The 22,574-nt window shown below is 62.7% G+C and carries 27 protein-coding genes; 8 read left to right on the top strand and 19 right to left on the bottom strand.

Annotated features, from left to right (window positions below; translation table 11 throughout):
* Positions 1-28: 28 nt before the first annotated feature.
* Complete coding sequence (locus tag LFL96_RS28540; protein ID WP_281001246.1) at positions 29-1,087, bottom strand: flippase-like domain-containing protein; 1,059 nt, start codon at positions 1,085-1,087, stop codon at positions 29-31.
* Positions 1,088-1,437: 350 nt separating this feature from the next.
* Between LFL96_RS28540 and LFL96_RS28535 the strand changes: the two genes are divergently transcribed.
* Together LFL96_RS28535 and LFL96_RS28530 are read left to right on the top strand one after the other, a co-directional pair.
* Positions 1,438-1,941, top strand: a complete 504-nt coding sequence (locus tag LFL96_RS28535; RefSeq protein WP_281001245.1) for an inclusion body family protein — start codon at positions 1,438-1,440, stop codon at positions 1,939-1,941.
* A 71-nt stretch (positions 1,942-2,012) separates the two neighbouring features.
* A complete protein-coding gene (locus tag LFL96_RS28530) occupies positions 2,013-2,516 on the top strand; it encodes an AidA/PixA family protein (protein ID WP_281001244.1) in 504 nt (167 codons plus the stop codon).
* A gap of 111 nt (positions 2,517-2,627) precedes the next feature.
* Here LFL96_RS28530 and LFL96_RS28525 read toward each other — a convergent pair whose 3' ends face one another.
* Positions 2,628-3,890 (bottom strand): MFS transporter, encoded by a 1,263-nt coding sequence (locus LFL96_RS28525; RefSeq protein WP_281001243.1) that lies wholly within the window; start codon positions 3,888-3,890, stop codon positions 2,628-2,630.
* A 113-nt stretch (positions 3,891-4,003) separates the two neighbouring features.
* On the opposite strand from LFL96_RS28525, the gene LFL96_RS28520 reads away from it, so the two are divergent.
* The gene (locus LFL96_RS28520) at positions 4,004-4,915 is read left to right on the top strand and encodes a LysR family transcriptional regulator (RefSeq protein ID WP_281001242.1); all 912 of its coding nucleotides are present in this window, start codon (positions 4,004-4,006) and stop codon (positions 4,913-4,915) included.
* On the opposite strand, the gene LFL96_RS28515 is transcribed toward LFL96_RS28520, so the two are convergent.
* The gene (locus tag LFL96_RS28515) at positions 4,895-6,514 is read right to left on the bottom strand and encodes a PLP-dependent aminotransferase family protein (protein WP_281001241.1); all 1,620 of its coding nucleotides are present in this window, start codon (positions 6,512-6,514) and stop codon (positions 4,895-4,897) included. The genes LFL96_RS28520 and LFL96_RS28515 overlap by 21 nt on opposite strands.
* Positions 6,515-6,649: 135 nt before the next feature.
* Here LFL96_RS28515 and LFL96_RS28510 point away from each other — a divergent pair, with 135 nt between their 5' ends.
* Together LFL96_RS28510 and LFL96_RS28505 are read left to right on the top strand one after the other, a co-directional pair.
* Positions 6,650-7,387, top strand: a complete 738-nt coding sequence (locus tag LFL96_RS28510; protein ID WP_281001240.1) for an NAD(P)-dependent oxidoreductase — start codon at positions 6,650-6,652, stop codon at positions 7,385-7,387.
* A complete protein-coding gene (locus LFL96_RS28505) occupies positions 7,384-7,941 on the top strand; it encodes a cupin domain-containing protein (RefSeq protein WP_281001239.1) in 558 nt (185 codons plus the stop codon). Before LFL96_RS28510 ends, LFL96_RS28505 begins: the two co-directional genes overlap by 4 nt.
* 10 nt (positions 7,942-7,951) lie before the next feature.
* Here LFL96_RS28505 and LFL96_RS28500 read toward each other — a convergent pair whose 3' ends face one another.
* The 14 genes from LFL96_RS28500 to LFL96_RS28435 form a co-directional block, all read right to left on the bottom strand.
* On the bottom strand, positions 7,952-8,554 hold the full coding sequence (locus LFL96_RS28500) for a nucleoside 2-deoxyribosyltransferase (protein WP_281001238.1): 603 nt from the start codon (positions 8,552-8,554) through the stop codon (positions 7,952-7,954).
* 154 nt (positions 8,555-8,708) lie between these two features.
* Complete coding sequence (locus LFL96_RS28495; RefSeq protein ID WP_281001237.1) at positions 8,709-9,149, bottom strand: hypothetical protein; 441 nt, start codon at positions 9,147-9,149, stop codon at positions 8,709-8,711.
* Positions 9,150-9,271: 122 nt separating this feature from the next.
* Positions 9,272-10,963 carry a metallophosphoesterase family protein gene (locus LFL96_RS28490; protein WP_281001236.1) on the bottom strand — a complete coding sequence of 564 codons (1,692 nt, stop codon included), beginning with the start codon at positions 10,961-10,963 and terminating at the stop codon, positions 9,272-9,274.
* A 53-nt stretch (positions 10,964-11,016) separates the two neighbouring features.
* Positions 11,017-11,250, bottom strand: a complete 234-nt coding sequence (locus LFL96_RS28485; RefSeq protein WP_281001235.1) for a hypothetical protein — start codon at positions 11,248-11,250, stop codon at positions 11,017-11,019.
* Positions 11,251-11,295: 45 nt separating this feature from the next.
* Positions 11,296-11,517: a hypothetical protein gene (locus LFL96_RS28480; protein ID WP_281001234.1), complete on the bottom strand. Its 222-nt coding sequence runs from the start codon at positions 11,515-11,517 to the stop codon at positions 11,296-11,298.
* A gap of 115 nt (positions 11,518-11,632) precedes the next feature.
* On the bottom strand, positions 11,633-12,052 hold the full coding sequence (locus tag LFL96_RS28475) for a hypothetical protein (protein WP_281001233.1): 420 nt from the start codon (positions 12,050-12,052) through the stop codon (positions 11,633-11,635).
* Between the two features lie 65 nt (positions 12,053-12,117).
* Positions 12,118-14,052 (bottom strand): EAL domain-containing protein, encoded by a 1,935-nt coding sequence (locus tag LFL96_RS28470; RefSeq protein WP_281001232.1) that lies wholly within the window; start codon positions 14,050-14,052, stop codon positions 12,118-12,120.
* A 281-nt stretch (positions 14,053-14,333) separates the two neighbouring features.
* The gene (locus LFL96_RS28465) at positions 14,334-15,131 is read right to left on the bottom strand and encodes a sulfotransferase (protein ID WP_281001231.1); all 798 of its coding nucleotides are present in this window, start codon (positions 15,129-15,131) and stop codon (positions 14,334-14,336) included.
* Positions 15,132-15,251: 120 nt separating this feature from the next.
* Positions 15,252-15,554 carry a ferredoxin family protein gene (locus LFL96_RS28460; RefSeq protein WP_281001230.1) on the bottom strand — a complete coding sequence of 101 codons (303 nt, stop codon included), beginning with the start codon at positions 15,552-15,554 and terminating at the stop codon, positions 15,252-15,254.
* A gap of 2 nt (positions 15,555-15,556) precedes the next feature.
* A complete protein-coding gene (locus tag LFL96_RS28455; RefSeq protein ID WP_281001229.1) occupies positions 15,557-15,868 on the bottom strand; it encodes a hypothetical protein in 312 nt (103 codons plus the stop codon).
* A gap of 12 nt (positions 15,869-15,880) precedes the next feature.
* On the bottom strand, positions 15,881-16,462 hold the full coding sequence (locus LFL96_RS28450) for a sigma-70 family RNA polymerase sigma factor (RefSeq protein ID WP_281001228.1): 582 nt from the start codon (positions 16,460-16,462) through the stop codon (positions 15,881-15,883).
* Between the two features lie 131 nt (positions 16,463-16,593).
* Entirely contained in the window at positions 16,594-17,466 is an 873-nt protein-coding gene (locus LFL96_RS28445) for an SDR family oxidoreductase (protein ID WP_281001227.1), read from the bottom strand.
* A gap of 55 nt (positions 17,467-17,521) precedes the next feature.
* Positions 17,522-17,923 (bottom strand): VOC family protein, encoded by a 402-nt coding sequence (locus LFL96_RS28440; RefSeq protein ID WP_281001226.1) that lies wholly within the window; start codon positions 17,921-17,923, stop codon positions 17,522-17,524.
* A gap of 118 nt (positions 17,924-18,041) precedes the next feature.
* Positions 18,042-18,824, bottom strand: coding sequence for a helix-turn-helix domain-containing protein (locus tag LFL96_RS28435; RefSeq protein ID WP_348638427.1), 783 nt, complete (start codon positions 18,822-18,824; stop codon positions 18,042-18,044).
* 241 nt (positions 18,825-19,065) lie between these two features.
* Between LFL96_RS28435 and LFL96_RS28430 the strand changes: the two genes are divergently transcribed.
* From LFL96_RS28430 to LFL96_RS28420, 3 genes are all read left to right on the top strand, one after another.
* Positions 19,066-19,857: a hypothetical protein gene (locus LFL96_RS28430; RefSeq protein WP_281003882.1), complete on the top strand. Its 792-nt coding sequence runs from the start codon at positions 19,066-19,068 to the stop codon at positions 19,855-19,857.
* Between the two features lie 63 nt (positions 19,858-19,920).
* Positions 19,921-20,340, top strand: a complete 420-nt coding sequence (locus tag LFL96_RS28425) for a histidine kinase (RefSeq protein ID WP_281001225.1) — start codon at positions 19,921-19,923, stop codon at positions 20,338-20,340.
* 228 nt (positions 20,341-20,568) lie between these two features.
* Positions 20,569-20,982, top strand: a complete 414-nt coding sequence (locus LFL96_RS28420; RefSeq protein ID WP_281001224.1) for a transcriptional repressor — start codon at positions 20,569-20,571, stop codon at positions 20,980-20,982.
* Between the two features lie 39 nt (positions 20,983-21,021).
* Here the strand turns inward: LFL96_RS28420 and LFL96_RS28415 are convergent, their stop codons facing one another.
* Positions 21,022-21,333 carry a hypothetical protein gene (locus LFL96_RS28415; RefSeq protein ID WP_281001223.1) on the bottom strand — a complete coding sequence of 104 codons (312 nt, stop codon included), beginning with the start codon at positions 21,331-21,333 and terminating at the stop codon, positions 21,022-21,024.
* A gap of 102 nt (positions 21,334-21,435) precedes the next feature.
* Positions 21,436-22,539 carry a nucleoside hydrolase gene (locus LFL96_RS28410; protein ID WP_281001222.1) on the bottom strand — a complete coding sequence of 368 codons (1,104 nt, stop codon included), beginning with the start codon at positions 22,537-22,539 and terminating at the stop codon, positions 21,436-21,438.
* Between the last annotated feature and the right edge of the window lie 35 nt (positions 22,540-22,574).

Raw genomic sequence — 22,574 nt, 5'->3', positions numbered from 1 at the left:
GCCAATGCGGCTCAAGCACGCTTCAGGTTCAACCGCGTCCGTTGACCCGAACCCGGGCGAGGGTCAACGCAAGCATGCCCACTCCCCCCAAGGCCAACGGACAGAAAAGCGTCGCGAAGCGCCACAGAATGAGTGCCGCGCCGACCGCCGCGTGAGGCACCCACGCGCCGAACGCGGCAGCAAGTCCCAGATCGCCGCCACCCCCACCCGCCGGAATACCTGTCCATAACGCGGCGTGCAGCACCAGCGCCTGAACGGCCACCACGAAACCTGGCGGCAACGCATAACCCTGCTTCAGCAGAATGAACCACAGCGCGCCGTAGCGGAGCAGCCATTGCGTTGTCGTTAGAAGCAGCAGCGCGCCGAGCCGCCAGCGGGAGCCACTTAACAGGTGACGCCACTCGTCACGCACGTTGATCACAAAACCGCGCCACTTTTCAGGAAACCGGGACGTGATGCCGACGCGTCTCATCGCGCCGCCGGTGCATGCCACGAGTTTTCGCCTGCCGACCCACAACACGCAGGCTAATACGAGCATCGTAAAGAATGCGGCCGCAACCATCTGCAGAGATTTGGGCGACATCACGCCGGCCAGCAATCCAATGCAGGAAATAAAAGAGACCGGCACCGCAACGGCGAAGAATGCGAGATCGAGTGCCTGATCGCCGCTCACGACCGTGGTGGCTTGCGTCCACGAAGCGCCCGCGCGTTGCAACAGTCCGAGGTTCACGCCGTAACCGGCCGCGCCGAATGGTGAACTCAGGAACGCCGCGTCGGTGATGAATGTAATCGCTAGCGTGCGCCGCAGGCGAATGCGCAGACCCAGCGCCGTTTGCATCAATTGCTGTTTGCCAGCTTTGGCCGCTGCACTGATGAATGCGCTCGCCGCCAGCGCCACGATCAGATTCGGCGGGGCGGCTTTCAGTCCGGTCAGTGTCGCGTGAAAATCCAGCAGGAACGGCGCGCCGATCGCGAAGACGACACCCACGACAGCGAGGAGTAGCGTGACGCCGAATGCAAGTGGTTTCGTCAAAAGTAAGATTCCGGCAAGGCTTTTTTGGAAATGAAGAGCCGCGACGCTTTGCAAAACTGGAACGCTACGACATGCGCGTGTCGGAAAAATGTCGGATTCGTGATTGGCGTGACAACGCTCGCACTGACTTGAAGTTGTCACGCATCTCAGATAGCGCAGGTTGCGTGCCCCATACAAACGTCGGTTTCAAACTCTATCGCTTCAAGGCCGGCCGGCGAAAAAAATCGACCATAGGCTATTTCGACACGCGGTGTACCTGTCTGTTCTGGCAGCTACGTACCTGAATCCATCGACCTATATTTCGTCTGCGGTTCTTTCGGAAAAAGCATGAACACCATGCGTCCAGAACCGCCCGACGCGAGTTCGTGCAGCGGCAAGACCCTCTACATTAATTAGGAGTTCCTATGTCACGCGTGACCGATGTTCTCGTCTCATTCGATACCGCAACCATCCTGCAAGCGTACCCGAACCCTAGCAAAAACCCTGACGCGCCGACGCAGATCGATCCGCGTTACGTCTACATGATCACGAATCAGGACAACGTGATCTCCGGTCAGGCCGGTGGCGAACTCGACATCAAGGCGCAAGTGGGCGATCTGATCCGGTGGCGTGAAACGAGCCTCTCGCTGGGCTTCGAAACGCAGGCGATTTTCTATCGGTTTATCGGCAACGTGGGCAACGAGTTGATCTCGACGCCGACGCCGCGGATGGCGGAAGCGTCGATCCCGGTGCCGAATACGAGCAATCCGGCCGTGCCGACCTGCCAAAAGGTCGCGAACTACTACTGGTCGTCGGAAATGCTGAAGGAAGGTCGTGTGACGTATCACTTCAACTTCCAGATCATCGACCGCGCGTGCAAGTCCAACGGCTGCTTCTCGTGGGATCCGTTCATCTCGATCCACAACTGATGCCGTAGAGCGGGCAGCCGCCACGCGGCGGCTCGCCCGCTTTTCGTCACTTGTCACGCGGGAGAGAGCCTATGTCAGGTCAGCATGACGATGTCCTCGTCATCGTCGATGCCGCTACGCTGCTGACTGCGTATCCCGACGTCAGTCTCGATGCCGACGCGCCGACGCCGATCGACGGCGTGCACGTCTACGTCGTGAATGCCGCCGACGCGCAGCAGATCGGCCACAACGACAGCCGGATCGCCGCCACGCTGAACGCCGGGGACGAACTGCATCTGCGTGCGAGCGCATTGTCGTTGCGGGCGCACGAAAGCGTGGTCTTCTATCGCTTCACGTTGAGCGACGCGAATGTCATCGCACCTTGGGAAGCGGTAACGCGCGACGCCACGCTTTCCGTGCCCGACCCGGCCGATCTGCTGCAACCGACGAGCCAGAAGATCAGCGAGCACTACTGGCGCGCCGCAGTGCTGGCGGCCGGCAAAGTGTCCTGCACCGCGGACTTCATCGTGCTTGGGGGCGATGAAAAAATTCGCGGTTACTTCAGTTGGGAGATCGACATCGAGATAGACGTGTAGCGCGAAACAACAGCCTGCCGGCATGCCGGGCCCGCGTTTCGCCGCAGGCCCGGCACATTCGTCTTCTTTCGCCGGGAAACGCAGACAAAACAGTCAGTGCCCTCTATCCGGTCAAGCGCTCGCGCTCGTATGACTCGTCGAATGCGAACGCGAGTGCAGACGTCCATAGGCCCACATCATCACAAAGCTCACCAGAAAGCTGACGCCGCCGACCAGAAGCAAACCCGTTTCTCCGAACACCGGCAACAGGTTGGTCAGCAAGCCGGTGACGACCCACGCGAGCGCCATCACGGAGCCCGCAATGCCCAGCGCCCAACCTTGACGTTCCGCGCTGACCGCATCGGAGAACGCGGTGTACATGGTGGTGTACGCGACCATATCGAAACAACCGACCAGCATGGCGAGGCACCACAACACCATCTCGCGTGGAAACAGTGCCGACAGAATCTGACCGACACCCGCAATCAACAACCCCGTCATGGCAATCTCGACCACGTTCCAGACCCGCAGCATCCAGCGCACGACGAACAGTAGACCGAGCACGAAACACACGCCGATCAAACCACTGAACAGGCCGAGCAGCGAACCCGAATAGTGGAACCGCGTTTGCAGCAACAGCATGATCGTTTGCAGATAAAGTCCGTAACCCACCTGCATCAGAAAGAAAACCACGGACAGAAATGCGACCTTCCCGTGCGTCGCGGCCTGATAGATGATGCGCAGCGGCAGCAGCAAATCGACGCGCGCGTTTCCCGGCGCCGCGACCGCATCGCGATACGAGCACGCGGTCCAGATCGCACACGCCGCCGACAGCGCGCCGACCAGCAGAAACGGTGTGCCGTAGTTGAACAACGGCGAGAGCGTCCGGTCCGACGTGACGCCGCCCAGCACCGGCCCGACAATCACGCCCGCACTGAACGCCAGCGACATGATGCTCATGTTGTACGCCTTGTTTTGCTGCGTACTCATATCGGTGATGGCAGCTTGCGCGATACCCTGACAACCGGCCATCAGTCCACTCAACCCGCGTCCGCCCAGCAGCAGCCAGACGCTCGCGTACAGCGCACCGAACGCCATCAGGAAGTAGCTGGCAGAGAGTCCGGCGATACACAGCAACAGGATCTTTCGGCGGCCGTACCCATCGGACAGATTGCCCATGAGCGACGACCCGAAGAACATGAAGAACGGATAGATGCCGTAGCCCAATCCGAGGTAGAAATTGCGCGTGGCGATAGAGGTATTGCTGGCGAGCACACCCGCGTGCGGGTCGCTGAAGATAGCCGACATCATCGGATAGACGAGGCCGAATCCCATTGCGTCGATCGCAATGGCGAGCAGGCACGGACCGAGAAGCTTGAAATCGAGTCGGGACATAAGCGCGAACGTAACGAAGTGTCGATGTTCGTCACGGTAACGTTCGACGCCTTCATGCCGGTAGGCCGCCGCGCCCGATAACAGCTATCGGTGGAACTGATAGGATACGGCGCATGGATCTACTGGCGGCGATGCGAATCTATGTGCGGGTAGTGGAGCGCGGCAATATGTCGAGGGCCGCGCGCGACCTCGGCATTGGACAACCTGCCGTGAGCGAGCGCATCGAACGGCTCGAACAACATCTTGGCGTCAAGCTGCTCCGGCGCAGTACGCGCGTCGTGTCGTGCACGGACGAAGGCAAGCTCTTCTACGAACGATGCAAGCAGATCGTCGCCGCCACCGACGAAGCCTGTGCCGCCGTTTCGCATCCGGATCTCGCGCAACTCCGTGGCGTGATCCGGATCGCCGCGCCGCAAGGGCTCGGCGAAACCGTCCTCCCGCGCATCCTGTTGGGCATTCGCGAGCAGCATCCGCAACTCGACATCGATCTGATCCTCAACGACCGCATGGTCGATCCCGTGACCGAAGGGGTCGATATTTCGTTGCGATTGGGTCAATTGGGCGAAGGCAGTTTTACCGCGCGTCGACTGGGACATGTTCGGCGCGTACTGGTCGCGTCGCCGGCTTATCTGGAGCGATGTGGAATACCGGCTCATCCGGATGAACTGATCGCGCATCCATTCATTCGCGTGATGGGTCTTTTCGGCGATGGCATGCTTCGTCTACTCGACGGGCAGACGCCGGTTTCCGCGCCGGTATCGCCAGCGATAAGCGTCAGTCATTGGCGACCGGTCCATGAGTTGCTGATCGCGGGTGCGGGAATCGGCGTACTTCAGGAGCCGGTCTGCGCCGATGCAATCGAGTGCGGGCAGTTGGTGCGAGTGCTTCCGCATTACACGGTGCCGGGCTTTGAATTGAACGCACTGTGCGCGCGTCCTGTTCCGTCAAGAACGCGCGTCATCATGAGCGTGCTGGAAAAGGAAATTCCCGCCTCGTTGGATCGTTTATCCGCGATTTCCGTGTGAACGCCGCATCGGACTGATAGCGCGAGCCAGCGTAATCAAACCCGACTCGATGTCCTCGACACCCACCGACGCGAACCCAAGCACCAGTCCCGCCGGCGCGGGCCGATCGACCGCATGACGCGATAGCGCGCGCGTCTCGATGCCCGCATTCGCCGCGCGGCGCACGGCTTCGTTGTCGTCGGTGCCGGGCGGCAGGAACGCGGGCGCGTCGAGTCCCGCGACGATCGGCGCCACCTCGAGCAAACCGGCGAGATGCCGCGCGACGCCCGCCGCCAACGCCTCGGCGCGTTCGCCATACAGCACGCGCATGCGCCGGATGTGCCGGCCGAAATGGCCGTCGGCGATAAATTCGTGCAGCACCGATTGCTGATCCAGCGGCACATGCCGCGTCGTCAGCGACAACGCCGTCACGAACGGCTCGACCAGGCGATCGGGCACGATCGCATACGCGGTGCGCAACGCGGGGAACAGCAGCTTGCTGAACGTGCCGCAGTAAATCACGTGACCGTCGTCGTCGAGACTTTTCAGCGCGGCAAGCGGATGACCCGCGAACCGATACTCGCTGTCGTAGTCGTCCTCGATGACGACCGCACCCCGCGAGCGCGCCCATTCGAGCAGCGACAGGCGGCGTTCGAGTGCGAGCGGCGGTCCGAGCGGCGCTTGCCGTCCCGCCGTCACGAACGCGAGACGCGCATCTGGGGCGTGCCGACGCGCCCATTCCACATCGAGTCCGCCCGCATCGACCGGCACGCCGACCACCCGCGCACCCGCCGCCTCGAAGACGAAACGCGCGCCCAGATAGCCGGGGTCTTCGATCCACGCGACATCGCCCGGATCGAGCAGCAGACGCGCGCTCAGATCGATTGCCTGCTGAACGCTGCCCAGCACCACGACGTGATCCGCCGAACACGCGATGCCGCGCGACATGCCCACGTAAGCGGCGATCGCTTCACGCAGCGGCCGGTAACCTTGCGCTTCACCATCGCCAAGTAAGTCGCGCTGCGTGCGGCGCGTGCGTTTGGCTGCCAGCCTCGCCCATAGATCGAAGGGAAACGCGTCGAGGTCAGGCTGGCTCGCGCGGAACGCGCGTGCGGGAATCGAGCGGCCGCTCAGTTGAAACGCGCTGCGCGCGAGCAGACGTCCACGAGCGGATAGCGTAACGGCCGGCTGATGCCGATGTCCCGCGTCGTCACCTCTGGTATTGGCTGCGCGCGGCGAAGGTCGGCCATCGTGCTTTTTGAGCGACTGACGCTCGTGGGGATCGCCGCGATCGCTATCGGCGCTACGGCCGCCACGCACGCCGCTGTCAATACGCCGATCCGGCAACTCGGCCGCCACATAGCTCCCGCGCCCGACGGCGCCCGCGAGGTAGCCTTCCGCGTCGAGCTGCGCAAACGCGCCGAGCACGGTCCCACGCGAAAGACCGAAGCGCGCCGCAAGATCGCGCGTGGACGGCAGACGCGCGCCCGGCGCCAGCCGTCCCGTCAGAATCGCCGCGCGCAATTCGTCGTAAAGCCAGCGCTGCAACGACACGCCCTCCGGCCTTGGCGCCAATACCAGTTCGATCCGCTCCGCTCGCCGCACGTCTTCCCTCGTCAAATTGGCCTAATCAATTTATCGATAATGGACCTTTTTGCCAACCATTAACAGCCCTATTCTGCTCTTCATCGGACGCACGGCAGGCCGTCGCGGACATTCGCTATCGCTTATATCGCTTACGGAAGAGAGGGGAAAATGGCACACAAGGTCTTCGTTGCGGGCGCAACGGGTGCGATCGGCAGCGCGCTGGTGCCGCTGTTGATCGATGCCGGCTACACCGTGTTCGGCAGCACGCGTCGCGCCGAGCGTGCGAAAGCGCTGGAAAAAGCGGGCGTTGAACCGGTCGTCGTCGACGTATTCGACGCGGACGCGTTGCGTGACGCGCTCGTCGCGATCGCACCGCAGAGCGTGATTCATCAATTGACGGATCTGCCCGCTGGCCTCGATCCCGCGCGCATGGCCGAAGCCGTGCAGGGCAACGCGCGGATTCGCGACGAGGGCACCCGCAATCTGCTTGCCGCCGCACGTGCGGCGGGCGCGCAGCGGATCATCGCGCAAAGCATTGCGTGGGCTTATCGGCCTGGCGTCACGCCATACGACGAAGAGAGTCCGCTCGACATCGACGCCGAAGGCATGCGCGGCATCAGCGTGCGGGGCGTCGTGTCGCTCGAACGGCAGGTACTCGAAGTGCAGACCCTGACTGCCGCTGTGCTGCGCTACGGCCATCTCTACGGTCCCGGTACGGGCGCCGATGCGCCTAGGGGGGCCAGTCCGTTGCACGTCGATGCGGCGGCCTATGCGGCGCTGCTGGTGCTGCAACAGGACAAGTTCGGCGTGTACAACTTCGCGCAGGACGACGCCGAAGTCACCAGCGCGAAAGCCAAACGCACATTGGGCTGGCATGCCGATATGCGCCGGACGGTGCGCGTATGAACACACGACCGAGGTCACGCTCGTTCCACCGGTTCAATCCAGCACTCGGCAAGCCTGCGCTTTTCGCGGCTGTCGCCGTCGCCACGCTATCGCTCGGCCCGGCGGCGCCGCGTTCCGCGATCGACTGGCTGGCAACGCTCTGCGGTGCGGGGGTAAACGACGGCGGCAATACGCCGCTGCTGGCCGCGGCATCGTCGGGCGCCAATGCCGGCGCTGCGAGCCGGCCCACATCGGTGGTCAAGGTGTTGTCGTGCGAAGCGCTGCCGAATGTGCCCGGCAAATCGATCACAACGATCACCGTCGACTATCCGCCGCTCGCGTTCACGCCCGCGCATCGTCATCCGGGTTCGGTGACGGCGGTCGTGCTGCAGGGGACTGTCCGCTCGCAGTTGAACAGCGGTCCCGCGATCGATTACAAAGTGGGGCAAACGTGGTTCGAACCGCCGGGCACGTTGCACACCTTCGCGGAAAATCCCGATCCGGTGCATCCAGCGCAACTGCTGGCGACCTTCGTCACGGATACCGGATGCGGCGCGCTGGTGCTGCCGCCTTGATCGCCCGCGCTTAATCGGCCGCGCGCGGTGACGCCTGTTTGAACGCGTCGAACAAGGTCCGCGCGAGCGCGTCGAGGTCACCGCCGCGCTCGCGCAGTGAAGCGATTCGTGCGCCGGTGGCAAGCGTATGAGCGACGCGCCCCGCACGATCTTCGTCGATGCTTGCGCGCACCGCTTGCGGCAACGCCGCGATCCGATCGATCACGTGAAAATCGCCGAGTCCGCTCAGCATCGGATTGTCGGAGCCGCTGAGCATGGAGCGCGCATCGGCCTTGAAAAGCACTAACGGCTTACCCGCGTGCCAGGCGAGCGACGCTTCCACCACCGTGCCTTCGTCGGCCACACGTCCATTCAGATTGACGACGACGGCGTCGCAGCGTTCGAGCAATTGATGGGTATCGAGGCTGAAGATCGCCCGATCGAGAATGTGGGCGGCCTCGTCCACCGACGCGCCGAGTTTTTCGAGTTCCGGCTTGAGTCGTGCAAACTCCAGGCCGTCGCGGTGGGGGAGAAATGTCGCGAAGCCCGCGGCTTCCAGCGTGTGCGCGATCGAATCCATTTCCGCGCGTTCGGCCGCATTGAAGAGCGGACCTGCGCAATACACTCGTGGCATGTTGATGCGTCTCCTCGCAGGTGGCGTTAAAACCGCCGTTAAAACGCGAGACGTCACGGCGATTTCGGCGGCGAGCGCCGCGTGCGTCGTCCCGCTTGCTGCAGGGAGAATAACGTCAATCGACGTTCGCCGCGCTCACGCCGTCACGGGACACTCAATCGTAGTGACGATGCCGATGATGACGCCGGCCCGAACGATAGCCACGCGAATAGTCGTCCGAGTACGAGTTCGAGCGCGACATGTTGCCGCCGAGCGCGGAGCCCGCACCACCGCCCAATGCTGCACCGACGAGACCGCCGGAGCGGCCGCCCATCGCATTGCCGGCCGCCGTGCCTGCCCCGCCGCCCAATGCGCCGCCGATGATCGCGCCGGTCCGCTCGCGACGATTCGACGTCACCGCGCCGCCCGCACCGCCACCCACCGCACCGCCGAGAATGGCGCCGGTACTGCCGCCCATCGCACCGCCGAGGGCCGCGCCGGCGACGCCGCCGAGTGCGCCGCCCAGCGCGTTGTTCATGTCGCCGGCCATGGCCGGCAAGGACGCGGCGGTTGCGAGTACCGCGATACCGAGCATCTGAACGAGTTTCTTCGACATGGCAAAGCTCTTTTGTGTTGAGGACGGCGCCGAGTATAACCGGCAAAATGAAAGCGTTTTGTAACGATCAAAACGCCTGTCCGTAAGACGTGTAACAAAAGATGCAATGCCATTCGGTCGCGTTATCCGCGCCGTTTCTTCTTCAGTTCGATGGTTTCGAAGAGCTCGTAATCCGGTGTCGGCGTTTGATCCGCGCCGGGCGCGTGATAGTAGTTCATCGTGATCGTCGTTTCGCCGCCGCGCTCGCCCGGATCGTGGTCGAACACCGCGATGCCGTAACCCGTGCCCGTATCGCGCTGCGCGGACCAGATCGCATCTTCCACCGCATCGGCGTTGGCGCGCGCGAACGTGCCGGCCGCCGCGGCCGGTGCCGGACGATTGGGGCGCGTGAAAATGCGCGCTTGCGGCAGGCCCGTGCCGGCATCGACACCGTACACATCGAGCGGCGCGCTCGTGCCGCCGCCGCCGAGAATCAGGTGGATCGTGCCGTGGCTCGTATCGAACGTCGACGCGCCCGGCGACACCGCGGACATCACCGGCTTCGGCTGCAACGTATCGACCGGGCGGCCCGTTGCGATGTCCGTGCCTTTGTTGTGATTGCAACCACGTACCGGATAGCTGCGCTCGTAATCGTGATCGTGCCCGCACAGCACGAGGTCCACGCCGTAGCGATCGAACAGCGGCAACCATGCCTCGCGGATGCCCTTGTCCGAACCATTGCCGGTCTTCGACGAACTCAGCGCATCCTGATGCATCTGCACGACGATCCAGTCGATCTCGCCGTCCTCGGATGCATGGCGCAGGGTCCGTTCGAGCCAACGCGTCTGTTCGCCCTCGCTATAGCCGCGCACATAGAGCGACGTGCCCGGCTGGATCGGCGGATTGCCGGTGCTGGCCGCGGGCACCAGCGGAGCGGGACCGGCGACGAAAGCGGCCGCGTCCTGGTAGACGACGTCGTCCGCGTCGAGCGAAATGAACAGCACCGAACTCACGCGGAAGCTGTACCAGCGCCCCTGAAAGCGCGAGTGATTGTCCGGCAGCGTATAGCGTGCGAGGTAGGACGCGAGGCCTTGCTCGCCGTTATTGAATTCGAGTTCGTGATTGCCGGGGCACGGCATCCACGGACGGTTCGCGGCCGAGCTCTGGCAGTTGTTGCCGAAGTCGCGCCACACGTCCGGCTGATGCATCGGATTCAGATTCGCGTAGCACAGGTCGCCGTTGAGCAGATGGAACAGCGGCTGGAAACGTTCGACGGCCTGCACCGCGAAGCGGCTCTGCGGCGAGGACAACACCCAGCCGGTGTTCGGCGTCGCGAGATCGCCGTAGCTGGTCCAGCGAAACGGCGCACGGCCGCGCGGCGCGGTACGGAAACTCGCGGTGAAGGGTTGCGCGGCGTTGCTGTCGTTCTCGGCGGTGACTTCGTATTCGTAGCTGGTGTCGGCCTTCAGGTCACGCAGCCGCGCGTGATACGCAAACACCGTCTCGCCATTGAGGCCGTCGGTGTAGGTGCTTTGTACGGCATGCACCGTGTGCTTGTTGCCGCTTGCGCCGCCGAAGCGAACGAGCGGCTTCACGGCCTGCGCGAGTGTGACCCACGACACCGTTGCTTCGCTCGACGGATCGTTGCCCCACGTCAGATGGATCTGTTCGGGCGTGCCGTCCGGCACGCTGTCGGTGGCGCGTGCCGCCGACGTGAATGTACTCGCGGCGGTGGCGAAACCGGACGCACCGGCAAACTTCAGGAAACCGCGACGCGAAACGATGGAGGCGCCTTGTTCGGAAGACGCGTTTTCGGCAACTTTTTTGTTCGACATGTCTGTTTTCTTTTATCGGGGTGGAAGGATGTCGGCAACGGCCAGCAACGATCCTAGCCGCGCGCCGATGACAGCCGGATGAAGGATGAAAACAGTCGTGCGGGAATGCGGCGGGTGAGTGCAACGGTACGATTCGCGGGTCGATTACAAATCACCGACGTATTTCGTGATTCGATCAACTTAATGAAAGGAATCGATTGCTTGCGGAATGCGGATGAGGGCGTGCGAATGCGCGAGAGCGCCATGACGAAGCCGCAATGAAAAAGTCCGCTGCGCGCCAGATCCATCAGATGGATCCAGCGCCAGCGGACTTCGTGATTCTTCGTGATGCCTTAAGCTTGCGGAGCGGTGTCGTCGGTGGCTTGCGCGTCGGCGTCGTCCTGTTTCTGGTCGTCTTTCTTTTCGACCATTTCTTCCAGCTTACCGGCGCCTTCGAAACCGGCTACAGCCGCAATGCCTTTGGTCAGCAAACCGGCTTCCGGGTCCACTTTTTCAGCTGCTTCGACGGCCGCAATAGCCCCTGCAATCTTTCCTGCTTCGTCCAAGAGTCCCATGGCGCTCTCCTCGAGAAAAAGTGAAATAGCATCCTCTCACGATCCCGGCGGCTTGTCGTCAAATGTCAAACGAGCATGACAAATGGCGACGGGATACTAGCCGGTCATCTGCACGTTAACGCGCGGGCGGTTGCGGATTGTTCGCGGGGTTCGTATCGAAGCGCGAGACGCCCTCGATACCGTACTCGCCGATCAGATTTCGCAGGGCCATTTCCAGGCTATCGGCAACGGACTGATCGTAGACCTCGGCATCGTTCACATAGACCGTGAACGATCGAAGGTACTTTGCTTTCTTTTGCGGATTCTCGATCGTCGCGCGTGTCCACTCGTAAAGCGGATAGTTTTCCGTTCCGGACTGCTCCGCCTCGCTGACGTAATCGGCGAATGCATCGTACTGACACTTCAGCGTCGCATGGTGCCGGTGCAGCACATCACGCAATGCAGGGTGCGATGCGCCGGACGAATCGGCGCGTAACGCATCCGCATGCTCGAGCGAGATCGTGAGTCTCAACTGGAATTGCAATGTAGACGTCATGGTCGTTCTGCCTCTTGTGCCGATGTCGAAGCCAATCCGGCTTCAACCTCCATTCACGCCACCGTTCATTGCTTCGCGATAGAAGGCGCGTCTAACCGCTCGTCGATGCGCGCGATATCTTCACCCCGTACCGGTCTGCCGAGCAGAAAACCCTGCGCATGCGTGCAACCGCACACGCGCACGAAGTCCAGTTGCTCCTGCGTTTCGATGCCTTCGGCGGTGGTCGGTATGCCAATCTCCCGTGCCAACGCAACGATCCCGCGCACCACGGCGGCCGACTCGCGGCGATGCACCGATTCCTTCACGAACGAACTGTCGATCTTCAGCTTGTCGAACGAAAAGCGCACAAGTGTGGACATGGTCGAGAAACCGGTGCCGAAATCGTCGAGCGCCAGGCCGATACCCAACGCGCGCAACCTGGCGACGTTGCGCCGCGTCACGACATCGTCGTTCAGCAATACTGTTTCCGTCACTTCGATATTCAATCTGACCGGCGGCAACCGCGTCTTGCGCAGAATCGCCGCCACGCTCGACGCGAACGATTCCTCGCGCAATTGCACGGGCGACACGTTGACCGCGACCGTCACCTTGTCCTGCCAGGTGACCGCTTCCTTGCACGCTTGCAGCAGCGCCCATTCGCCGAGCGCCAGAATCAGGCCGGTACGTTCGGCGGTTGGAATGAACGCGGAAGGAGACAGTTCGCCGCGACTCGGATGCGTCCAGCGAATCAGCGCCTCGCGTCCGGCCACGATACCGCTGGCGAGATCGACGATCGGCTGATACTCCATGCGTAGGCCGCTATACGACTGCAATGCGCCTTCCAGGTCGCTGCGCAGCAGACTCAAGCTCTCATCCGAAGCATGTCTTGACGCATCGAATAACGCATACGCACTCTTGCCGCTGCGTTTGACGGAATACAACGCGCGGTCGGCGCAAATCAGCAATTGCGGTCCGGTCTGCGCATGCTCGGGATAGAGCGACACGCCAACGCTCGCGCCGATATGCACGAGTGCTTCGCTCAGCGAGAACGGACGGGCCAGCGCCTTGACGATCCGGTCGGCGAGAATGCGAACGTCGCGCGCTTCCACGGTGCCGTCGGAAATGGCGACGAATTCGTCACCCGCCAGCCGGCCAACGAGATCACCGACCGGCAGCACGTCGCGCAGACGACCCGCGGCTTCCTGAAGAATCTGATCGCCGGCTGCATGGCCGAGACTGTCGTTGATCGCCTTGAACCCATCCAGATCGATCAACAGCACCGCGAACGACTGCCCCTCGCGCAGCACGCCCAATTCGGTGCGCTCCGACAGCAGCTCGCTGATCCGCGCGCGATTCGGCAAGCCGGTGAGACTGTCCTGCCGCGCCAGACGATGACTGTTTTCGCGCGCCGACAACAAAGCCACCGTGTCGCGATTGCTGCGCAACGCGACGGTGAAAAAACCCGCCGCGCAGAACGGCGCCTGAAACAGCAACACGAGTTTGCCCGAGCCGGGCGACAATGCGGCGCCGACACCCAGCAGACTCAGAATGAAGATGATCTGCAACATCACGAGACGCGGCGTGCCGGCATTGCGTCCCGCCAAACCGCCGATCACACCGACCGCGCAAACGTTTCCGAGCAGAAAAAGTGTGGGGTCGCCGCTGATATTGCAGAGCAGCGAACCGTAGCCGAACAACGCGCTCCAGAGCACGCTGGCGAATAAGAAGGCGGACGTGGGAGTCGGCTGGCCGCGCGCGCTGCGGGTGCAGCACAACCAGATCAGCACGAGGCGCGCGATCAGCAACGCGACGACGGCACTGCCCCAGCTCGCGTACAGCGCATTCGGATAGAGGTAGAAAGCAGTTGCGCAGACACTGATTTCGCAGATCGACGCAAAAATGATCGACGCGGTGCGCGTGAACAGATTGGCGAGGAGTACCTGACGATTGTCCACGCTCAGATTCTGCGCGGAAGAGACGATCCACTTGAAAAATGGAGACCTTGGTTCGCTGAAAGCCATGACCTGCACATTCTTATCGGTTGGTGGATCAATACCGCTATGCTGCCGGATTATTACGTAAACACAATGAATAAGGTTGAATCCGTGTGCGAAAGCACTCGGATTCAGGAAAATTGAATAAATACCGTGCCCGGACGGGCTTATGGAAAGTGAGGAAGCCTTGCCCAACCGGCGCTGCGGCGTTCTTTTTTATTGCTTTATTGTGTATTGCCGCCGCGTCCCATTCTCTGAATGGCCGGTGAATTGCCGAAGCGGATACACGCCGTTGCGGCGTATTCCGGTCAAGCCGCCGCATACCCCAGATAAGCCGCCGTGCTGCCCGCCAGCGCGAGAAGCCGCGCGTCGACCGTCGACGCACGCGGAATGACGTAGAGATCGGCGATGTCGGTCACGGGGTCGCTGAACGGCGTCGGCGCGTGACGTTGCGCGATCAGGAAGTCGCTGATCGGCGATGCGTCGGCAAGACCGAGGAACTGCCCGATGCTGGCCGCCGTGGCGTGCGGATCTTCGATCACGGTTCGATAGCCGAGCGTCAGCGCCTGTTGCGAGGGCACCTCGTCGAAGAATTCCACGATCTCTGCCACATACTGCCCCCACACGCGGACGCCGTCTTCCATCGAACCGGCCCAGTGTTTGTGCAGTAACGAATTCGCCACGTGGCGCGGATCGCGATGAATGTGAATGAAACGCGCGCGCGGCAAGAGCTCGCGTATCAGCCGCAGACACGAACCGGAACGCGGCAAACGTTCGATCGATCCCGTGCGGCCGGACAGCACCGAGGGATCGGCGTAGGACGGATGCTTGTCGCCCCAGATCGGTGCCGTCAAGCCGAGTTCTTCGCGGTAGAAACGTTCGACCCACGCGCCAAGCGTGCGTCGGCTGAAGTGGTTGAAGCGGTCGCGACACGCGACGCTCAGCAGATCCGGTCGCCGGCTGCCGACATCGAGCGTGTCCTTCAATAGCGCAAAGACGCGGCACTCATTGGTCAGTTGAATGAGCGGATGGACGTTCAGTACGGAGCACAGGAAGGTGGTGCCGGACCGCGGCGAGCCCACGATGAATAGCGGGAATGGTTCCATTTGCCCTCCTGACGATCGCGCTGTTTCGAGCATACGCAATCGAGATGGCGCGAACCTGACGCGGCCATGGCCGGATTGGCCACATCGGCCGCGCAGGTTGCAGCAGAACCAGAACCGCGATCAGGACGCCCGGGCCAGTTTGATCGCGTGCTCGGGACACGCCGTCACGCAAAGACCGCACGAGCGGCACGCATCCGCGTTCGGCGTATAGGCGACCTTCATGCCGTGCACGCGCAGCTTGAAGCGGTTGAGCACACCAAGCTCGCGGTAGTCGGCGTCGTCGATGCGACGGATCTCGAACACGTTCTCCGGACACACGTCGAGGCAGTCGCCCTTGCCTTCGCAGCGGCGCAGATCGACCACCGGCACGATCACACCGGGGCTCTGCTTGCATTGGACATCAGCGGCGGATTTTTGGCGCATGGTCATTCATCTCCCGAGCGAAAGCCATGACGTGATTTCCACTCCGCCTGGAATCGCTCGCGCTCTTCAGGCGTCATCGATTGCCATTTGCGCCATTGACGGCGTCCGCGCCATCCGCCGTGGCCACGGAAGCCACCGAACAGAATGCGGCTCAACACCAGCAGTCCCAACGCGTGCGCGAAATCGATCGCGCGCGCACCGACGAACAGCGCCGGCACCACCCAGTTCCACAACATCATCACTGCCCAGCCGAGTACCGCGATCCCGACTATGACGAGCAGCACCTTCGCGAGACATCTCATCCGCCATTTCATCCGTCGACTCCTTTAAAGATCCAGTTCGTCGTACACGATCTGCAACTGCGCACGCAGATGCAACACCGCATAGCGCTTGCGCGCGAGCAGCGTATTGATCGTGACGCCCGTTTCCGCCGCCATGTCCTTGAACGTTCGCCCTTCGAGTTCGTGCGCGATGAACACGTCGCGTTGCGCCGGCGGCAGTTCGTCGAGCGCTTCCTGCAAGGTCTTGAGCAACACCGCGCGCGCGTAGAGCGCCTCGGGGCCCGCATCGTGCGCGGGCAGCGCGAGATCGAGTCGGTACTCGTTGTCCGTGTCGTCGCCGTGATCGGCGAGCTCGGAGAGCGGCTGCTCTTTCTTCTTGCGGAAGCGATCGATGATGCGATTGCGCGCGGCGCGATACAGCCACGCGCTCGCCTGTTCGATCGGTGCGGGAAGGCGATATGCCTGCACGAATTCGTGGAAGACGTCCTGCAGAATGTCTTCCGCTTCGTTGGGATCACGCACACGACGCCGGATGAAATTCCCGAGCCTCGTGCGCTCGCGCACCACGGTCGCGGTGATTTCACTGTCTTGATCGGTCATCGTGTCCGGGGTGGGCTGCGGTTCCATGCGCCTGAAGACGTGTCAGGATCGCGGATATTGTGAAACGGCTGGATATTTATTTGGGTCGTCGATAAGGCCGGCTGGAATCTGGCGCACAGTCGTGTCATACCGATGCGCCAGATCGCCTTTCAATCCGATCAGCTCGCGTAATAAGCCGCTTGATCGATGTCGGCAAGCAAGTCCGGGCCGACCGGCGACCAATCCAGCCGGGCGCGTGTCCGTTCGCTCGACGCGGCCATTTCCAGCCCGACGAAGTCGGCGAACCAGCCGAAGTGCTCGCGTCCTCGCGCTTCGACCGGCACACCGAGCTGCCGCCCGATCACGGCGGCGATCTCCTTGAACGGCACGCCTTCGTCCGCGACCGCATGGTACGCGGACTCGGTGACGCCCTGCTCGATCGCCAGCCGATACACGCGCGCCGCATCCAGCCGATGCACGCCGGCCCAGCGATTGGCGCCCTCGTCGAGATAGGCGGATACGCCGGTCTCGCGGGCGATACGGATCAGCATCGGCACGAAACCATGATCGCCGACGCCGTGCACCGACGGCGCCAGCCTGACCGTCGCGGCGCGTACGCCGCGTGCCGCCAGGGCTCTCGCGGCCGTCTCCGATTTGCGGAGAAACGATGGATCGGGCACGTCCTCCTCGGTCGCGAGACGGCCCGATGCGATTCGCGCAAGTCCCGAAGTCACGAGCAGCGGACGGCTCGAACCTTGCAATGCGCTTCCAATCGCCTCGATCGCGCGCCGTTCCTCCTCGGCGTTCGCGGCGAATTGGGAGAAGTCGTGATTGAACGCGGTGTGGATGACCGCGTCGGCCGACGAGGCAGCGCGATGCAAGGCATCGACATCCGCGAGCGTGCCGCGGATCGCTTGCGCGCCGGTTGCGGTCAGTGCGGCCATATTGGTTTCGGAGCGAACGAGGCCGGTCACTTGATGACCGGCGCGCAGCAACTCCTGAACGACCGCGGAACCCACCCATCCGGTGGCGCCGGTTACGAATACTTGCATGTGCTTGTTCTCCTGCCGTGCGCGGCCGGTTCTTTCCGGCAACGCAGCCGGCCTGTCAATGTTCGAAAGTGCCGCGATATCGCTCGTCGGCGTCGGAGCGCGTATTGATCTCCACCAGCACGCCGCCCGGCACTTCGCAGAAAAAGCGCGAGCCGCGTTCGTGTTTGAACACGTCGGTTTTCATCGCGACGCCTGCGCCGGCCATGCGTGCGTGCAGGGCGCGCACGTCGTCGACGGTATCCAGTTCGAAGCCGATGTGGAAATTGCCCGGCCATGCGACCGCACGGTCCGTTGCGTCTTCGATCACGATGTCGAAGCCGGGGCGCTTCAGAATCCAGCTTGCGCCGAACGAGGTCCCGGTACAGCCCAGATGGTCGATGAAGAATGCCGCGGTCGTACCGGCATCGGTCGAGGGGAAGCTCAGGTGGTTGAGCTTCATGGTAGTGCTATCGCTCATGTCGATCTCCGTTGAAGCGGATCGCTCGTTGCGTTCCGTACGGAGAATGTTACGAGTAAAAGCTCGCGTTCAATACTCGCGTCGACGGCGGTTACGTGGACGGTCGCTCAGGCCCGTGCTACGGGCGTTTGCGGGCACGCGGCGCGGTCTTGCGCGCGGCTTGCTCGCGTTTGCCCGATGCGTGGCGGGCAGGTTGCGCCGGCGCTTGCGGCGAAGCGGCGCGTTCTCCGTCCTCGTCGTTGCGCCCGGCATCGGATTGCGCTTGCGCGCGTGGCAGGGCTTCGGCCGTGTTCGACATCATCGTCAAATAGCCGAGCACGGCCGCCGTCACGCGACGGATGAGGCTCGCCATGTCGGTCTCTTCCCGCTCGCCGGCGGCGTCGACGAGACCGCGAATGATCGCCATCAGATCGCGCGAAGCGACCACGAGGTTCTCCTGCGGCGGCAAACCCTCACGCTCAATGATCTCCATCAGCAGCGTGCGCATCGATCCTTTCGCCGACAACGCCGCGCGCATGTGCGGCCGGCTTTCCTCGACATCGAGCAAGCGCGCGAGCGTCGGTCTCGCGAATTGCTGGCGCACGGACACGCTGATCAGATGATCCAGCGCATCGGGTCCGCCAGCATGATCGCGTGCGGCCAATGCATCGCGATAGAACAGATCGCTTTCGCGCTGCATCAGCGCGAAGGTCAACGCGTCCTTGCTGGGGAAGTACTGGTAAAGCGAACCGATGCTCACGCCGGCGCGCTCCGCGACCGCATTTGTATTGAAGCCTTCGAGTCCCTTGCTTTCCAGCACCTGGGCGGCGGCTTCGAGCAAGGTCGCGACCATGCGCTCCGAGCGCGGCTGGGTGGGCGCGCGGCGCGGTTTGAGCGGAGAGGCGTTGGGCTGGCGAGGCATGCGGCGATCGAAGATGTCGGAGTGGACACGGTCAAGGCTGCAGTCTATGCAATATCGCGCGGCGCGTCAGTAGCGGCGTTTGCTGGCCTCTCACGCGCAAAGCCTGCATAAGGTCTCATAAGGCCCGCATAAGGTTCTCCATTGCATAGTCGATGCACAGGCGAGGCGAGGCGTGATCGCATCGCTCGCTATCGACAGGAGAAACGCCGTGCTAGAAACCTCCCGCTATCGTGTCAGCACGATGAGCAACAAAGTCCCCGAAGCGACCCTCGTCTTCTGGGCCATCAAGATCATGGCGACCACGGTCGGCGAAACCGGCGCCGACTATCTGGCCGTGCACGTCGGCCTGGGCACCGCGCTGACGGGCGGCATGATGCTCGTGCTGCTGCTTGCGGCGCTCGTCGCGCAGTTGCGTATGCGCCATTACGTACCGTGGATTTACTGGCTGACCGTGGTACTGGTCAGCGTAGTGGGCACCCAGATCACCGACGCATTGACCGACCAGCTCGGCGTCAGTCTCTACGCGAGCACGATCGCATTCGCGCTGGCCCTCGCGATCGTGTTCGGGCTCTGGTATCGCAGTGAGCGGACCCTCTCCATTCACACGATCAACACGACGCGCCGCGAGCTGTTCTACTGGTCCGCGATTCTGTGCACCTTTGCGTTGGGCACGGCGGCCGGCGATCTCGCGACGGAAGCGCTCGGCCTCGGCTTCATGATCGGCGCGGTCGTGTTCGGCGCGCTGATCGCACTGGTGAGCGCGGCCTTTTACGCCGGCGCCAATCCCGTACTGACGTTCTGGCTCGCCTACATTCTGACGCGGCCGCTCGGTGCGTCGCTCGGCGACCTGCTCGCGCAGCCGCGCGCTTACGGCGGCATTGGGCTCGGCGTGATCGACACGAGTCTGCTGTTTCTCAGTGCAATCGTCGCGCTGGTCGTCTACGTCAGCACGGTCGAACAGCGTGCGCTCCAACTGCGCGCTGCCGCGGCAAGAAACTTGAACCCGCAACGTTCGAAGCGTCAGATCCGGTAACCCCTCGATAGCCGCACGATAGTCCCGCGTTCAACCCCTTCACCTCATCAGGAAGCATTCTTCATGAATCAATCGACCCTCAGCAAGGCAGTCATCGCTTCGTTCATCGCCATTTCCGCCCTCAGTTTCGGGCATATCGGATCGGGCCACAGCGTGCTCCTTTCCGCCGACGCCGCGGAACCGGCGAAAGCATCCAGACTGGGCGACCTCGCGCCTTTCCGCAAGATCGCCGCCGACACGCACGCGCTCGTCGTCAAGGGCGATCTCGCCGGCGGCAAGACACGCATCAAAGACCTGGAACTCGCGTGGGACGACGCCGAGCCGTCGTTGAAACCGCGCGCGGCAGCGGACTGGCACACGGTCGACAAGGCGATCGATCGCGCGCTGAGTGCGTTGCGTGCGAGCACACCGAACGCCGCCGAATGCAGGCAGTCGCTCGACGACCTGCTGGCGATCATGGACCGAATGAGCGGCAAGGCGTGACGCCAGCTTGCCTGCCGGTTCGAACCTCGAAATCGCCGATAGGGGACACCGGGGGAAAGCGCGTGAAAGCGGATGAACCGGGGCGAAAGCGCCCGGTTAAGGTTCCCTTAAGGAACGGGCACGCATAGTTCGGCCACTGGCGATGCGACCCACGCCGTCTTGCCGCCCCGCCTGCCTTGCGTTTTCACCCGATCCATGAACATTCACAGAGTCCTCGAGCGAGCCGGATTGCGGTCCACGTTTCCGCGCGTGCTGGTGCTGGAGTATTTTCACGCCCACGCGCATGCCCACCTCGCCGCCGAGGAGGTCTACCGGCTGCTCAACGAAGATTCGCGCAACATGAGTCTCGCGACGGTGTATCGCGTGCTGAGCCAGCTCGTCGACGCGCAGTTGCTGTCGAGCGTCATGTTCGGCGACGGACGCATGGTCTACGAACTGAACGACGGCAAGCCGCACGATCATGTCGTGTGCGGCGGATGCGGCAGCATCAGCGAGTTTTTCGATGCGGAGATCGACGCGCGGCAACGGGCGGTCGCGGAACAATTCGACTTCGAGGTATCGGGACGCCGGCTCGTCCTGTTCGGTCTGTGCGCCGACTGCAGAAAACGCGGCACGCCGATCCGGCGCGGCGCCGGCAAATAATGGCTCGCCGCCTGGCGAGCCATGCTCCACGCCATTCGTTCAGGACTTGCCCTTCAGCGTGAACGGCGCCAGCAGCGCCTGCACATCCACATGTTGCCCCTGAAGCAGTAGCAGCCGCGCATGCAACACCGTGTTCTCCAGAACCAGCTTGGCGGTGCTCAGCAGATAGAGCGCGTGAATGTCGGACACGCTCATGTCGCCCGCTTCGACCTGCTGATGCCGCTCGACGAGTGAACTCATGACGAGGCGCCTGAGTTCCTGCTCGCCGAACGGCAGGTCCGCGTAATCGATGGGATCGTCGGCTTCGACTTCCCGCAGCATGTCAACGAGCGTTTCGGTGCTTACGTTCATATTCCGGCTCCACGTTGTCGGTTAGGACCAGCATCGCCAAACTACGTCGTCCCGCACGCTCAGACTACTGCTTCGATTCAGCCACGTCCAGCCTGTCGCTCGTCACGGCAGCGTAATCGGCACCGGACTCGTCAACAGATCGACGTAAAGATTGAAGAAGCGTGCGTTGTCGAACTGCGTGACGTAAGTAATCTTGTTCGGCGACGCGCCCGCGGCCGGCTGATCCGGGTAGACCATCACGTGCCCTTGATCTTCGCCGCTCGTGGTGTCGATGTCGAGGTAAGCGCTGTGGGTCTGCGTCGCATACGTCGGATCGAGGAAGTACGCGATGGTCAACGTATCGAACAGATCGGTATTGGTGGCGAACGCGCCCGCATTGGCGATGCCGTACGCCCGCGTCACCGCCGTCTGTTTGGCCGGGTTGTTGACGATCTGGTCATACACGCTTTGCGTGAGCGGCACGGTGTTCGTCACGTCGAGCGGAATGACGGCTTGCGGAATCGTCGTCTGCAACACCGTGCGCACCGCGAGCGGATCGAACCACCAGTTGAGTTCGCCCACCGCGTTCGCATTACCCGGCACGGCCATCGCGCCGCCCATGTAGACGATCCGCTTGATCAGCGGCACGATCTCCGGCGCTTTCATGATGGCGGTGGCGAGGTTGGTCGGCGGCCCGACTTCGAGAATCGTGACCTGATTCGGATAGCGCTTGATGGTCTGGATCATGAAATCCGAGGCGCTCTGCGCTTGCAGCTTGGTCGACACCGCGAAGCCGTCCGGCGGCGCCACGAGCTGCGACTGTTGGGTCGGCTCGGGCCGGCTCCATGCGCCGAAATAGCCCTGCGGATTGGCGGCCTGCTGCGCGCGAATGCTCGCCACGTCGTATTGCAGCGGGTAGTCCGCGCCGCCGTAGACGCCCACCACGTTCTGCACGCCCATGCGCTCCACGGCCTTCAACGCGTCCGATTCTTCCTGCAGCAGCCAGTCGTTGCCGGTAACGACGGTCAAGCCGAGCAGATTGACCTTGCCTTGTCCCATCAACTGCGTGGTCATCGCGAACAGCTGACCGTCGTCGCCCATCGTATTGAAGTCGGAATCGATGATGATTTTCGGCGCGTTGGCCAGCGGATCGGTGGGTGCAATGGTGCCGCCGCAACCGCCCAGCACCATCGACATCATCAGGATACCTAGACATGGTGATTTCATGTTTTTCGTCCAGTCGAGATCGTGATCGGGGAGCC

This window comes from Paraburkholderia sp. D15, from assembly GCF_029910215.1.
Lineage (GTDB): Bacteria > Pseudomonadota > Gammaproteobacteria > Burkholderiales > Burkholderiaceae > Paraburkholderia.
The sequence above is the reverse complement of the archived record's forward strand: the minus strand, read 5'-3'. Positions and strand labels throughout refer to the sequence as shown.